Genomic DNA, 14,390 nt, shown 5'->3' with positions numbered 1-14,390 from the left:
CATGAACAAATTTGTCAGACTAACAGCAATCGCAGGCTTGTTACTGGCGGGGGCGAGTTACGCAGCCGATACGACCTATCGCATTGACCAACTTCCTCAACTGCGCCAGGAACCAGAGCATGCAACCGTGAGTGAGCGCGTAACATCGCGCTTTACTCGCTCTCACTATCGTCAGTTTGCATTGGACGATCAGTTTTCCGCCAAAATATTTGATCGCTACCTCAACATGCTGGATTACAGCCATAATGTGTTGTTGGCATCAGATGTGGCACAGTTCGCGGATAAAAAACATTCGCTGGACGATGAGTTAAAGTCAGGTCAGTTAGACACGCCTTTTGCGCTATTCAATTTGGCGCAAAAACGCCGCTTTGAGCGCTATCAATATGCATTGTCAGTACTGGATCGGCCCATGGTCTTTACCGGTAATGACACTATCGATATTGATCGCGGCAAAGCACCCTGGCCGACCAGCGAAGCTGAGCTGAATAAACTCTGGGACGCCAAAGTCAAATATGACCAACTGAATTTGAAGTTAACCGGTAAAACGGATAAAGAGATCAAAGAGACGCTGACGAAGCGCTATCAGGCGGCGATTAAGCGTTTGACGCAAAGTAATAGCGAAGATGTCTTTCAGCTGATTATGAATGCTTTTGCTCGCGAAATTGACCCACACACCAACTATTTGTCACCCCGCAATACCGAACAGTTCAATACCGAAATGAGCTTGTCGCTAGAGGGTATCGGTGCTGTTCTGCAAATGGATGATGATTACACATTAATCAACTCCATGGTTCCGGGTGGCCCTGCGGCGAAAAGCAAAACGATTGCCGTCGGTGATCGGGTGATTGGTGTCGGCCAGGCGGGTAAACCGATGGTGGATGTGATTGGCTGGCGTCTTGATGATGTGGTCGCGCTAATCAAAGGGCCGAAGGGCAGTAAAGTGCGGTTGGAGATTCTACCCGCCGGGAAAGGCACCAAGCCACGCACTGTCACTTTGACCCGTGAACGAATTCGTCTGGAAGACCGTGCGGTGAAAATGTCGGTGAAAACCATCGGCAAAGAGCGCGTCGGTGTCCTGGATATTCCGGGTTTCTATGTTGGCCTGACCGAAGACGTTAAGGTGCAATTGCAGAAACTGGAAAAAGAGAATGTCAGTAGCATTATCATTGACTTACGCAGCAACGGTGGCGGGGCGCTAACTGAAGCTGTGTCACTATCCGGTCTGTTTATTCCCAGTGGCCCGGTGGTTCAGGTGCGGGATAACAACGGCAAAGTGCGCGAAGACAGTGATACTGACGGCGTTGTCTACTATAAAGGCCCGCTGGTGGTGTTGGTTGACCGCTACAGTGCATCGGCTTCCGAGATCTTTGCTGCGGCCATGCAGGATTATGGTCGTGCTTTAATTGTCGGTGAGCCAACCTTCGGTAAAGGTACTGTTCAGCAGTATCGTTCACTGAATCGTATTTACGATCAGATGCTGCGCCCTGAATGGCCGGCATTGGGGTCACTGCAATACACTATCCAGAAGTTCTACCGGGTAGATGGTGGCAGTACTCAACGTAAAGGGGTGACCCCGGATATCGTGATGCCAACAGGGGTTGATCCAGCAGAAACCGGTGAGAGCTTCGAAGATAATGCCCTGCCTTGGGACAGCATCAATGCTGCCAGTTATACCAAGACGGGGGATTTGAAGCCACTGGAGCCTGAATTGCTAAAAAGCCACGTAGCACGTATCGCCGCTGATCCCGAATTCCAGCATATCCAGCAAGATATTGAACGTTATAAGACATTGAAAGATAAGCGTAACATTGTCTCTCTCAACTACGCTCAGCGTGAAAAAGAGAACCATGATGATGATGCAAGACGCTTAGAGCGCCTCAATGAACGTCTTAAACGTGAAGGTAAAAAGCCACTGAAATCATTGGAGGATTTGCCAAAAGAGTATCAGGAGCCGGACCCTTATCTGGATGAAACTGTTCATATCGCCTTGGATCTTGCCCATAGCGAAAAAGCGCAACCACAGCTTCAGCCTCAACCGGTTGCACCGACTGCGACTGCGGCAAAGTAAGTCTGCATGGTGATAAAGAGTCCGGGTTCTGTTGAGCCCGGATTTTTTTTACTTTTTTTTCGTCAATCACCTTATCATTTGTCGAAAAACCAACTGAATATGTAATGAAAACTATCCAATTTTGTAAAGTTATGTTGATTTACTCACTTAGAACTTAACAAGCCTTGAAAATTTATCAGATGCCCATACGATCAGCGTATCTCAGTAGTTATTTAGCTGAGTCATGATTCAGGTTTATGGCAATTTTGACTTAATACCAATGTGACTCAATACAGTGTCGATTCAATACGATGATCGATTCAACATAATAAGGAAATAAATTTTTATGATGCGTATCGCTCTGTTCCTACTCACCAACTTAGCCGTCATGTTGGTGTTCGGGTTGGTGCTAAGCTTGACAGGCATTCAGTCCAGCAGTGTGCAGGGGCTGATGATCATGGCTGGCCTATTTGGTTTCGGCGGCGCATTTGTTTCGTTGCTGATGTCCAAATGGATGGCTTTGCGCTCAGTGGGTGGTGAAGTGATTGAGCAGCCACGTAATGAGACGGAACGCTGGTTGCTGGAGACCGTGCGTCGGCAGTCTCAGCAGGTGGGTATTGCCATGCCACAAGTCGCTATTTATCAGGCACCGGATATTAACGCCTTTGCCACCGGCGCACGTCGTGATGCCTCGCTGGTAGCCGTCAGTACCGGGCTGTTGCAGAATATGAGCCGTGATGAGGCTGAAGCGGTTATTGCCCATGAAATTAGTCATGTGGCGAATGGTGATATGGTCACCATGACCTTGATTCAAGGGATTGTGAATACATTCGTGATCTTCATTTCACGTCTGATTGCGCAAGTTGCCGCCGGCTTCTTATCTGGCGATCGTGATAATGAAGGGAGCAGCGCCGGTAACCCGATGGTCTACTTTGCTGTTTCCATGGTGTTGGAGTTGGTGTTTGGTATTCTGGCGAGCATTATCACCATGTGGTTCTCACGTCATCGTGAATTCCACGCGGATGCAGGTTCCGCGAGATTAGTGGGGCGTGAGAAGATGATTGCCGCACTGCAACGGCTGAAAACCAGTTATGAGCCGCAGGAGGCGGGCAACCTGATGGCCTTCTGCATTAACGGGAAGTCCAAAACTTTCAGCGAGCTGTTTATGTCCCATCCGCCGTTGGATAAACGCATTGAGGCGCTGCGCTCTGGCCAGTATCTGAAGTAACCGCCAGCAACTTAGCACTATCATAAAAACCCCGCTTATCAGGCGGGGTTTTTTTATCGTTAATATGAGGTTAACTGCGTATCAGGCTAACTATGTTTCTGATTAACTACGTTTCCGATTAACTACGTTTCTGACTCACGCGAGACAAGCTGACTATCGCGGCGACAGTGGCAAAGCAGCCCGCCAGAATCAACGAAGCATGAGTGCCATTGGTTGAAAAGAGATTAAACATCAATGCGACCAATGCAGCTCCGGAGGTTTGTCCCAGTAAGCGGGCGGTGCCTAACATGCCACTGGCCCCCCCGCTGCGATTTTGTGGTGCAGCGGAGATAATGGTGTGGTTATTCGGTGACTGGAACAGCCCAAATCCGGCACCGCACAGTACCATGCGCCAAATGATGTCCAGGTCGGTGGGGTTCGCGGGCAGAAGCGCTAGCAGGAATAGCCCGCTGGCGAACACCGCCAAACCAATCCCTCCGAGCAATCCGGCATGATACCGTTCAACCAATCGTCCGGCGATAGGGGCTACCACTACTGTCGCCAGTGGCCAGGGGGTGAGCAGCAAGCCTGTTGCTACCTCATCGCGCCCCAATACGCTTTGCAGGAAGAAGGGCAGTGCCACCATTGCCAACATCTGGGCGGCAAAAGAGCAGATCGAGGTGCCGATCGATAGCGCAAAAATAGGAATCCGCAGCAAATCAACCGGCAACAGAGGGAAGGGTTGATTGAGTTGGCGGCGAACAAAAAAGAAGCCAATAATCAGCAGCGCGACAATTTCAGCGGCAATCACGGTTGGGCTTTGCCCTTGAGCAAAGCCGCTGATAGCAATAATCAGCAAACCAAATGTTAGGGCGTTCATAATAGAACTGGTGAAGTCGAAGCGGTTACCATTGCTCTTGGCGCTATTCGCGGGCAAGTACTTCATCCCCAGCCCCCATGCCAGCACTCCAATCGGGACGTTAATGGCAAACAGCCACTGCCAGGAGGCGACGGCTAAGACAGCGGAGGCGATAGTCGGGCCAGCTGCTGCCGAGACCGCAACAATTACCGAGTTGATACCGATGCCCCGACCCAGCTGTGCGCGGGGATAAATGATGCGGATCAGCGCCGTATTGACACTCATTAATGCGGCGGCGCCGAACCCTTGCAGCACACGGGCAAATGTCAGGGTTAATAGTGAGTCTGACAGCGCGCAAAACAGCGAAGTGACACTGAAGACCAGTAATCCGGCCTGATATACCCGACGATAACCAATGATGTCGCCCAGAGAGGCCATCGACAGTAGTGAAATCGTGATAGCTAACTGGTAAGCATTGACTACCCAGATAGATGTTGCCGGGCTGGCGTTGAGATCTCGGGCGATAGTCGGCAATGCCACGTTAGCGATAGTGCCATCCAGTACCGCGATGGTAATACCCAGGGCGATAACCAGTATTGCGGCATAGCGCTGAGGAGTGGGTAAGCCATCGGCGACAGGTTGGGTCATAGGTATTTATCTATAAAATAGTCATATATGAAGTATTCACATGCTAACGAGTATTGCTGACGAATGCATCTCTGTAAGTGGCGCTAATTGTAAATACCAATGCTATATCTCAGGGAACCTGGCAAATTAACAGCATGATAACACCAGTAATTTGTGGCAATCAGTAAAAACAGAACTGCGATCACGGAAAAATGAAACATCGTTTCTATAATGTGAGATAGTATTAGCCGAACAGGTTAGCCTGCGGGCAAAAATTTTAATTCTCTGACGATTTAAGGACTTTCCGGATGGCCAAAGGTAAACAGATCCCCCTGACATTTGATACTTATCAGGATGCCTCTACCGGTGCACAAGTGACACGTCTAACTCCACCTGATGTCACTTGCCACCGTAACTATTTCTATCAAAAATGTTTCACCCGTGATGGCAGTAAGTTGTTGTTCGGCGGCGCTTTTGATGGTCCGTGGAACTACTACTTGCTGGATTTAAACACGCAGGTGGCAACCCAGCTGACAGAAGGGCGTGGCGACAATACCTTTGGTGGTTTCCTGTCGCCAGAAGATGATGCGCTCTTTTATGTTAAAGAGGGCCGCAACCTGATGCGCGTCTCTCTTGATACACTGGAAGAGAGTGTGGTCTATCAGGTGCCGGAAGAGTGGGTGGGCTACGGCACTTGGGTGGCTAACTCTGATTGCACGAAATTAGTGGGCATCGAAATTAAGCGGGAAGATTGGCAGCCGCTGACCGACTGGAAGAAATTCCACGAATTCTACTTCACTAAACCTTGCTGTCGCTTGATGCGTGTTGATTTACAAACGGGCGAATCCGCAGTTATTCTTCAGGAAAATCAGTGGTTAGGCCACCCAATCTATCGTCCTTACGATGACAACACTGTGGCGTTCTGCCACGAAGGGCCACACGACTTAGTTGACGCCCGCATGTGGCTAATCAATGAAGATGGCAGCAACATGCGGAAAGTGAAAACTCACGCGGAAGGCGAAAGCTGTACTCACGAATTCTGGGTGCCAGATGGTTCCGCTTTGGTGTATGTCTCTTACCTGAAAAGCAGTCCCGACCGCTTTATCTACAGTGCCAACCCTGAGACGCTGGAAAACCGCCAATTGACTAAGATGCCTGCTTGCTCTCATTTGATGAGTAACTATGACGGCTCATTGCTGGTCGGTGATGGCTCTGATGCGCCAGTTGATGTGCAAGATGACAGCGGGTATAAGATTGAAAACGATCCTTTCTTGTATGTTTTCAATCTGAAAAATGGCAGCCAACATCGCGTTGCTCGCCATGACACCTCATGGAAGGTGTTTGAGGGTGATCGCCAGGTCACACATCCACACCCCTCCTTTACCCCTGATGATAAGCAAATTCTGTTTACCTCAGATGTGCACGGTAAACCGGCCTTATATTTAGTCACTTTGCCTGAATCCGTCTGGCAATAGCTGAATTATGCACTAGCCTCTTTCATGGAAAGAGGCTAATTTGCTGTCTGCATGGCTTTTATCCGATTATTCACATTGGTTTATTGCACAGTCTCGTGACTTCCCTTTATAATAAAACCACTGTTCTATTTTTTTTAAAACATATTGTTTTATGAAACACAGAAAACTGAGTAGGGTAACCAAAAAATGGCTATTGCAGATCTAGATAAACAGCCCGACTCTGTTTCGTCGGTTCTGAAGGTTTTCGGCATCTTACAAGCCTTGGGTGAGGAGCGGGAAATAGGTATTACCGAACTTTCTCAACGTGTAATGATGCCTAAGAGCACGGTTTACCGCTTCCTCCAGACCATGAAGTCCCTGGGGTATGTGGCACAGGAAGGCGAATCAGAGAAGTACTCCCTCACGCTGAAGTTGTTTGAGTTGGGGGCTAAAGCGCTACAAAATGTTGATTTGATTCGTAGTGCTGATATACAAATGCGTGAGTTATCCAATGAAACGCGTGAAACCATTCACTTGGGCGCATTGGATGAAGACAGCATTGTTTATATCCATAAAATTGATTCAATGTACAACCTGCGGATGCACTCCCGCATTGGCCGCCGTAACCCACTGCACAGTACCGCCATTGGTAAAGTGCTGTTGGCGTGGCGTGACCGTAGTGAAGTAGAAGAGATCTTATCTCATATCGAATTTACCCGCAGCACCAAGTATACGCTGGATAGCGCGGCGGCACTGCTGCCGGTGTTAGATCAGGTGCGTGAGCAGGGCTTTGGTGAAGATATCGAAGAGCAAGAAGAGGGTCTGCGTTGTATCGCTGTTCCTGTTTTTGACCGTTTCGGCGTTGTTATTGCGGGGTTAAGTATTTCATACCCAACGTTGCGTTTCTCTGAAGAGAATAAAAGTGAGATCGTTAAATCACTGCATCGTGCCGCACGTAATATTTCAGAACAGATGGGTTATCGCGAATACCCTTTCTGAGTAAATTAATAAGCAGGGTAAATACTGTATAATTATTGGATATTTTTAATCAGCTGTTAATTATAACTATTTATTTCTTGCATAGCGAACGGCTCCTCTGATCAGGAGCCGTTTTTATTGATATCTACCGCAACTGGCGCTTGAGTTGCCAGCTTTTGCTCTAAGTCAGGGAGGGGAATCTGTTCTTGATCAGCGGGTTAGACTCAGCGTGACATCATTGGCTACTGTCACGACAACTTCTTTACGTATATTATTATCGTGATACTAATATTGACATTAGGCCTTTTTTGGGCTTATTCACTATTGTTTAAATATTTTGTTTACTGTTTATTTAATGCTCTTGGGTCACTATGACCATGCTTAATCATATTAGGGAGAGAAATGATGAGGACGCTATTAAGCATAAGAGCAGTAATGAGTGCCGGGTTATTACTGCTGCTGGCGGGGTGTAGTAGCACACAAAGTAATAAGCCGCATAAATTGATTGACCGCGGTGATTATAAAATCGATACCAACCATCCCTCTGTGGCACAAAACGATCGGGTGCGCTTTTTAGTACTTCACTATACCGCCACAGATGATGCAGAGTCATTGAGATTACTGACGCAGGGCAATGTCAGTGCGCACTATTTGGTTAAGACGCACCCTGATACCGTCGAGGGAAAGCCGGTTGTTCTGCAACTGGTTCCAGAGGAACAAAGAGCCTGGCATGCAGGTGTCAGTGATTGGCAAGGGCGCAATAATCTCAATGATAGCTCGATAGGTATCGAAATCGTCAACAAGGGCTTCACTGAGAAGATGTTGGGTCGCACTTGGTATCCATACAATGAATCACAGATTAAATTGATTGAGCGCCTTACCAAAGATATTGTCGAGCGTTATAATATTGATCCAACAGATGTTATCGCCCACAGTGATATTGCGCCTCTAAGAAAGTCTGATCCTGGCCCCCTATTCCCATGGAAAAGGCTGGCAGAACAAGGTATTGGTGCCTGGCCAGATGAGGCAACGGTGACCAAGTATATTGATGGAAGAGATATACACGACACCGCATCTATCGCCACGATTCAGCAAACACTGGCCCGCTATGGCTACAAAATTCCTCAGAGTGGCATATTGGATGATGAAACTCGTCAGGTTATCACCGCATTTCAGATGCATTTCCGCGCGCAGGATTTTAGCGGTATACCGGATGTAGAAACAGAAGCTATTGCTTTGGCACTGGTCGAGAAGTATCGCTCTTAATATCAGCCGGCAAAAAAGCCAGTCACATCATGACTGGCTTTAATTAATTAAGTCGCTTTTATTGATGGGCTAAATCGCCATCATCTTCACTGTTCAAAATGTCTTTATCTGTTTGTTTCATTAATTGGCTGGTAATGGTGCCGGCAGTCATTGAACCACTGACGTTCAAGGCGGTACGGCCCATATCAATTAAGGGTTCGACCGAGATCAGTAAGGCAACCAATGTGACCGGCAAGCCCAATGCAGGCAACACAATCAGTGCGGCGAAGGTTGCGCCACCACCGACACCCGCAACACCGGCAGAGCTGATGGTCACGATCCCGACCAGTGTGGCAATCCATACAGGATCTAACGGATTAATGCCGACGGTGGGGGCAACCATCACGGCCAGCATCGCCGGGTAGAGGCCCGCACAGCCATTTTGACCAATGGTCGCACCAAAGGATGCAGAGAAGCTGGCGATAGACTCAGGGATGCCCAGACGGCGGGTTTGTGCTTCTACATTCAATGGGATACTGGCTGCGCTGGAGCGGCTGGTAAAGGCAAATGTCAGTACCGGCCAGACTTTACGGAAGAATTTCAGCGGATTGATACCGGTGAAAGAGAGCAGCAGGCCGTGCACCACAAACATAATCGCCAGCCCCAGATAGGAGGCAACAACAAAGCTACCCAGCTTGATAATGTCTTGGATGTTGGAACCCGCCACCACTTTGGTCATTAATGCTAGTACGCCGTAAGGGGTCAGTTTCATGACCAGCCGCACCAGTTTCATCACCCAGGCTTGCAGTGTATCGATAGCCACCATCACGCGTTGGCCTTTCGCCACATCGTCTTTCAGTAGTTGCAGTGATGCAATACCGAGGAAGGTGGCGAAAATAACCACACTGATGATTGAGGTTGGGCTAGCGCCCGTCAAATCCGCAAATGGGTTTTTCGGAATAAAGGAGAGAATTAACTGTGGTACGGTCAAGTCGGTCACTTTAGCCAAATAGTTGCTCTCGATGGCACTCAAACGGGCACTCTCTTGGGTGCCTTGAATTAAGCCATCGGCGGTTAAGCCAAACAGGTTGGTGACGAACACCCCAACGAGCGCTGCAATCAAGGTGGTGAAGAGCAAGGTGCCGATGGTCAGGATACTGATTTTGCCCAGTGACGCGGCATTATGTAGTTTAGCCACCGCACTCAAAATTGAGGCGAATACCAGTGGCATAACTATCATTTGCAGTAATTGTACATAACCATTGCCGACAATATTAAACCAGGTGATGGACTCTTTAAGTACTGGGTTATCTGCGCCATAGATCCATTGTAAGCCCAGGCCAAACAGCACACCCAGTGCTAAACCAACCAAGACTTTCTTGGCCAGACTCCACTGTTTGTGGCGGGTTTGTGCCAATAGTAATAGCAGTGCTACAAATACCAGCACGTTAATCACAAGCGGTAGGTTCATCCCCAAATCTCCAGATTATTATTTTGAATACTGGCGACGTATTCTATTTCTGCTTCTTTATAGAATCGTGCCAGGCACAATCAATTGTGCAGTTAGCTGCGTATGGTAGCAGCCCGATAAAGGCTCACTTATATCCAAAAAGAATTTTATATAAGTTTTTACCCTGATTTGTATGCAATACATTCAGATTGATGATTATTCGCACATTAAAGTGTGATCACAATCGAAAATTTTTCAATTGCTCCATATAGGATAGCAGCGGAATAGTGGTGTCAGTTTGCCAATAGACGGAAAAACAAACTAATAGAACACATAATACCCGTTCTAATTGATTACCTTTTTGCGGACGTAATAGCGGAATACAGAATCGCCAACGGCAAGGCCATAGCAGCGGCACGCCAGCGGGGGTGAGCATATCGGCCAGTAGATGGCTGAAATAGCCAATAATCATTGCGTGGAATGCATCCGCAGGAATAATCCAATCGCGTGAAATATCCATTTGGAATAGGGCAATACCGCCGATCACCGCCAGCAGGCTATGGGTAAATCCACGATGACCGAATGCACGGGCAATGGGGGTTGAGATCCACTTTAACCGCTGGCCAAGGATTGACTTGGGGTGGTCAATATCGGGCAGCAGGGAAGTTAGCAGGGCGCCCGGTATAATGTGCCACCAATCGCCATGTGCCAGTTCCGGTGTGAGACCGACTTTTTTGGCAAAAATAGCGCAGGCGACAGAAAAAATAAGGTGTCCTTCCCCTGTCATACTTGAATTCCGAATCTGTAGCTGTTGATTTATCCAGTATATGAGATTTATCTTGGCATGGATAGCCGTGACGCTGTAACTAAATGTCTCATTTTTCTGTTTGAAGAAGGGGAGTTTAGCCTAGGTATTGAGGAGTGGGATATTGGGTGGCTGGCCTGAATAAGGGAATCTAAGTAAAAAAAGGGAAAAGCGACCGGGAGTCACTTTTCCCCAAAGTAATACGGGTATGGGCATAATTAACAAATAATGATGAGGGTACTCATAACGATATAACTATTTACACGATCAATTAGAAGCTGTACTGCACACCGACACGATAGCGAGTTTGGCGCTCATCAGTGGTTTTGCTGCCCGCTACGTTGCCGATAGCAACATATGGCTTCCAGTTTTTATCCCATTTGTAAGCAACTTTCAGATCATGACTCCATTCGTCTTTGTTTTTGTTGGACAGAATTTCGTCTTCAGATTTCTTGTAGTTCAACTCATACTCAGCAGAGTAGTTTTTCAAGAAGTTGTAAGCAAACAGCATAGTGAACTCATGGCCTTTCTCATCAGATTTGGTCTGAGAAGGTTGGTTACGTTTGTAATATGGGCGATAACGCAGTGATGTTGAGAAGTCATCGGTGAAGCCCACTTTACCGCGCAGATAAGGGCGGTAGTTGTTTGAGTCAGATGATGACTCTAATGAGAAACCAGGCTCAAGTGAAAACGTTTTATTGAACGCATAAACATAGCTGGCAACCACTTCGGTGCCGTTACTGACTTGCTCATTGAAAGGTTTATTTGGCGTAGTATCAGAGCTGTGCTGGCCCCATTTCCCTTCCAAAGAGAGACCAAAACCATTGGCAAAACGGTTGGAGAGCAGTAAACGGTCTTTATGATCGGATTTACTGGTGTCTTTCATTTCATGCCGATAGTCAATTGTTGTAGCAACAGAACTAAAACTGATAACAGATGCCACTGCTAGAGTAATTAATTTAAATTTCATTTTTTTATATAATCCCAGGGTTATGGTTATTTAAAACAACAATCATTAACAATTTTATAAAATTCAACACACGACTGGAAAATAATTTCACAATCAAAGAAACGATGTTTCAGTTATTGTGGATACACATTCTATTTATATTTGTAATTAATTGTGTGATCCAGATCTTTGTTGGTGATTAATTTTTTAATCAGATATTAATTTGTGATGGCGATCTAATTGATTGTTATTTTTTATGATGCATAAAACAAAACAACCCCGCCAAATTAATGGCAGGGCTTAATAACAACTTAAGTTAAATAAACTTAATGATTATCTCATGGCGCGTTTTAGAATGCGGTCACCTTGCTTATTAAAGTATTCAGCAGATTCTTCAACTGACTTCTGGCCGTAATCGATATATTGAATTGCGTCACGGAACAGAGAAACGATCTGCGGGTCATCAAAGTATGGTGACGTTTTCATTTCATGTGGCAATTCCAGCGCCATATTTAAGCCAGCAACGGATGGATCTTCATCTTTAATCACACCACTAGCACGCAGTTGAGTCACTGCTGCTGCACTCAGTGGTACACCGCGCTCCAGACCCATAGCATCAATACCCTCTTTGCTGTTCAGCAAGAAGTTAATTAAGATAGCACTCTCTTCTGGGTATTTAGTGGATTTACCAATTGAAAGCATCTGAGCTGGTTTAAAGAACAGACCGGCATCTTTCGCATCTGGCAACATTGGATAAGGGCCAAGTATCAGTTTTGCTGGTTTGGTCAGGTTATCGGAATATTTAGTAATGGTGGAGTTCCACATATAAGTACCACCCCATTCACCATTAATCCATGGCTTCATTTCGTACATATTACTCTTGCCGAATGATGCATAGTATTTAGTGGATGGCATGACATGGCTATCAACCATTTTCTTATACATAGTAAAGAACTCAACCCACTGTTCTGGTGTATAAGCAAATTTCTTATTGGCTTCGTCAATAGTTGGTGTGTTGTATTTTTGTGTCATATAAGAGCGAATTAATGCCAGAGTATCCTGGTGCTCTAATACGATAGGGTAGTATTGCTCACCCAATTTTTCCTGGAATACTTTACCGGCGTTAAGTAATTCATCCCACGTTTTTGGATACTCTAAACCCGATTTAGCCCATGTCGCATCATTGAAATAGAAAATACGCGCAGTAACTGAAATTGGAATACCGTTTAATTTGCCATTAACCGTGGTTTGTTGCAGCTCTTTTGGATCAAACTGAGTCAAATCTAACTGTTTCGATACTTTATTCAAATCAAAGAAGCCAGTGCCGTCTTTGGAGAAGATGGGCAGCCAGTTCCAGTTAGTTTGCATAACATCGGGTTCAGTCCCACCGGCAATTTGGGTGGTCAGACGGGAAAGATGGCCATCCCAACCGGTATATTCAGCTTTAACATTAATATTCGGGTGCTGTTTGTGGAACTCTTCCAGAGCTTTAAGTGTCATTTGATGGCGGCCATTGCCCCCCCACCATGACATACGCAGGTTAACTTCATCCTGTGCAAAAGCCTGATGTGATAATAAAGCCAGAGTGGATGCTATTAGCGTGTGTAGGATCGCTTTTTTCATTGGGTACTGCTCCTGTTAAAGAGAGATATTTTTTTCTGTTTTTGCATCAAAGATATGGCATTTATCCATATCAAACTGGAAGTACACGGTGCGATGCAGGCCATTTTCAATAATTGGCCGTGCTTCATCAGACGGTAGACGACAAGTTAATTCAAAGTCGTCAACCTTGATGTACATAAAGAATTCATGCCCCATGTTCTCCATTCGTACCAATTCGCCTTGTGAGTGGTTATTGGCCATCGGTTGTGTTGACATGCGAATAAATTCTGGACGAACACCAAAGAACACTTTTTCACCCGCAAAGGCGGCGACTTTAGCTTGTTGCTTCTCATTAAGTACCAAGGTGTATTGGCCGACAGTCAGACCAATTTGGCCCTCTTTTTCTACCAGGGTGCTCGGTTTGATATTCATTTCCGGCGCGCCGATAAAACCGGCAACAAACATATTGGTTGGGAAGTGGTAGAGATTATCTGGGGTATCAACTTGCATGATATGGCCCAGTTTCATGACACAGATCCGATCGCCCATGGTCATGGCTTCAGTCTGGTCATGGGTCACATAAACGGTGGTTGCTGCTTTCCCGCTTTTTTTCAATTGCTTATGTAAATCTGAGATGCGGATGCGCATGGAAGCACGCAGTTTGGCATCCAGGTTTGATAAGGGTTCATCGAACAAGAACACATCTGGTTTTTTCACAATCGCCCGGCCTACTGCCACACGCTGCGCTTGACCACCAGATAACTGACGTGGCAGGCGATCTAACAAATCTTCCAGTTCCAGAATTTTTGCCGCTTCTGCAACTTGTGTTTCGATTTGATCTTTTGGCAGTTTGCTCAGCTTCAGGCCAAAGGCCAGATTCTCTTTTACCGTCATATGCGGATATAGCGCATAGTTCTGGAACACCATAGCGATACCGCGTGATTTCGGTGCCAGATTATTGACGACCCGATCACCAATGCGCACTTCGCCATCACTGATGGTTTCCAGACCTGCCAACATGCGCAGGGTGGTGGATTTAGCACAGCCTGATGGACCAACAATCACCATAAATTCGCCATCATGGATCTTCAGATCAATGCCATGAACCGCGCGGAAACCGTTGGAGTAAACTTTACCTAATTTATTGAAAATGACTTCAGCCATGAT

General features: G+C 46.6%; 11 protein-coding genes. 5 read left to right on the top strand and 6 right to left on the bottom strand.

Translation table 11 applies throughout. The annotated features are described in order from the left end of the window. The first annotated feature begins 1 nt into the window (after position 1). Positions 2-2,068: a carboxy terminal-processing peptidase gene (gene prc / locus FFE93_RS11340; RefSeq protein WP_138775135.1), complete on the top strand. Its 2,067-nt coding sequence runs from the start codon at positions 2-4 to the stop codon at positions 2,066-2,068. A gap of 325 nt (positions 2,069-2,393) precedes the next feature. After that, the gene (gene htpX, locus FFE93_RS11335) at positions 2,394-3,275 is read left to right on the top strand and encodes a protease HtpX (RefSeq protein ID WP_005272400.1); all 882 of its coding nucleotides are present in this window, start codon (positions 2,394-2,396) and stop codon (positions 3,273-3,275) included. Between the two features lie 118 nt (positions 3,276-3,393). Here htpX and FFE93_RS11330 read toward each other — a convergent pair whose 3' ends face one another. Then, positions 3,394-4,761 (bottom strand): MFS transporter, encoded by a 1,368-nt coding sequence (locus FFE93_RS11330; protein ID WP_138775134.1) that lies wholly within the window; start codon positions 4,759-4,761, stop codon positions 3,394-3,396. Positions 4,762-5,048: 287 nt separating this feature from the next. Here FFE93_RS11330 and ogl point away from each other — a divergent pair, with 287 nt between their 5' ends. The 3 genes from ogl to FFE93_RS11315 all read left to right on the top strand — a co-directional run bounded on the left by ogl (position 5,049) and on the right by FFE93_RS11315 (position 8,438). Next, positions 5,049-6,215: an oligogalacturonate lyase gene (gene ogl / locus FFE93_RS11325; RefSeq protein ID WP_005272394.1), complete on the top strand. Its 1,167-nt coding sequence runs from the start codon at positions 5,049-5,051 to the stop codon at positions 6,213-6,215. Positions 6,216-6,401: 186 nt separating this feature from the next. Beyond that, complete coding sequence (gene kdgR, locus FFE93_RS11320) at positions 6,402-7,193, top strand: DNA-binding transcriptional regulator KdgR (RefSeq protein ID WP_005272392.1); 792 nt, start codon at positions 6,402-6,404, stop codon at positions 7,191-7,193. A 414-nt stretch (positions 7,194-7,607) separates the two neighbouring features. Further along, a complete protein-coding gene (locus tag FFE93_RS11315; protein ID WP_005272390.1) occupies positions 7,608-8,438 on the top strand; it encodes an N-acetylmuramoyl-L-alanine amidase in 831 nt (276 codons plus the stop codon). A 58-nt stretch (positions 8,439-8,496) separates the two neighbouring features. On the opposite strand, the gene FFE93_RS11310 is transcribed toward FFE93_RS11315, so the two are convergent. The 5 genes from FFE93_RS11310 to FFE93_RS11290 all read right to left on the bottom strand — a co-directional run bounded on the left by FFE93_RS11310 (position 8,497) and on the right by FFE93_RS11290 (position 14,387). Next, positions 8,497-9,888 (bottom strand): L-cystine transporter, encoded by a 1,392-nt coding sequence (locus tag FFE93_RS11310; protein ID WP_049602846.1) that lies wholly within the window; start codon positions 9,886-9,888, stop codon positions 8,497-8,499. Positions 9,889-10,105: 217 nt separating this feature from the next. After that, positions 10,106-10,654 (bottom strand): metal-dependent hydrolase, encoded by a 549-nt coding sequence (locus FFE93_RS11305; protein ID WP_005272385.1) that lies wholly within the window; start codon positions 10,652-10,654, stop codon positions 10,106-10,108. Positions 10,655-10,943: 289 nt separating this feature from the next. Then, complete coding sequence (locus FFE93_RS11300; RefSeq protein ID WP_005272382.1) at positions 10,944-11,642, bottom strand: oligogalacturonate-specific porin KdgM family protein; 699 nt, start codon at positions 11,640-11,642, stop codon at positions 10,944-10,946. Between the two features lie 312 nt (positions 11,643-11,954). Next, entirely contained in the window at positions 11,955-13,244 is a 1,290-nt protein-coding gene (locus tag FFE93_RS11295) for an ABC transporter substrate-binding protein (RefSeq protein WP_004875268.1), read from the bottom strand. A 15-nt stretch (positions 13,245-13,259) separates the two neighbouring features. Further along, positions 13,260-14,387, bottom strand: coding sequence for an ABC transporter ATP-binding protein (locus tag FFE93_RS11290; protein WP_005272380.1), 1,128 nt, complete (start codon positions 14,385-14,387; stop codon positions 13,260-13,262). Positions 14,388-14,390: the final 3 nt, after the last annotated feature.

Source organism: Yersinia sp. KBS0713 (genome assembly GCF_005937895.2).
GTDB lineage: Bacteria > Pseudomonadota > Gammaproteobacteria > Enterobacterales > Enterobacteriaceae > Yersinia > Yersinia bercovieri.
Note: the sequence above shows the minus strand (reverse complement) of the source record. Positions and strands in the feature narration are given on the sequence as shown.

What these genes read in the sequence shown, in the direction of transcription:
- FFE93_RS11300 (WP_005272382.1), bottom strand. Translation starts at nt 11,642, where the DNA reads ATGAAATTTAAATTAATTACTCTAGCAGTGGCATCTGTTATCAGTTTT.
- FFE93_RS11295 (WP_004875268.1), bottom strand. Translation starts at nt 13,244, where the DNA reads ATGAAAAAAGCGATCCTACACACGCTAATAGCATCCACTCTGGCTTTA.
- ogl (WP_005272394.1), top strand. Translation starts at nt 5,049, where the DNA reads ATGGCCAAAGGTAAACAGATCCCCCTGACATTTGATACTTATCAGGAT.
- kdgR (WP_005272392.1), top strand. Translation starts at nt 6,402, where the DNA reads ATGGCTATTGCAGATCTAGATAAACAGCCCGACTCTGTTTCGTCGGTT.
- prc (WP_138775135.1), top strand. Translation starts at nt 2, where the DNA reads ATGAACAAATTTGTCAGACTAACAGCAATCGCAGGCTTGTTACTGGCG.
- FFE93_RS11290 (WP_005272380.1), bottom strand. Translation starts at nt 14,387, where the DNA reads ATGGCTGAAGTCATTTTCAATAAATTAGGTAAAGTTTACTCCAACGGT.
- FFE93_RS11305 (WP_005272385.1), bottom strand. Translation starts at nt 10,654, where the DNA reads ATGACAGGGGAAGGACACCTTATTTTTTCTGTCGCCTGCGCTATTTTT.
- FFE93_RS11310 (WP_049602846.1), bottom strand. Translation starts at nt 9,888, where the DNA reads ATGAACCTACCGCTTGTGATTAACGTGCTGGTATTTGTAGCACTGCTA.
- FFE93_RS11315 (WP_005272390.1), top strand. Translation starts at nt 7,608, where the DNA reads ATGAGTGCCGGGTTATTACTGCTGCTGGCGGGGTGTAGTAGCACACAA.
- htpX (WP_005272400.1), top strand. Translation starts at nt 2,394, where the DNA reads ATGATGCGTATCGCTCTGTTCCTACTCACCAACTTAGCCGTCATGTTG.
- FFE93_RS11330 (WP_138775134.1), bottom strand. Translation starts at nt 4,761, where the DNA reads ATGACCCAACCTGTCGCCGATGGCTTACCCACTCCTCAGCGCTATGCC.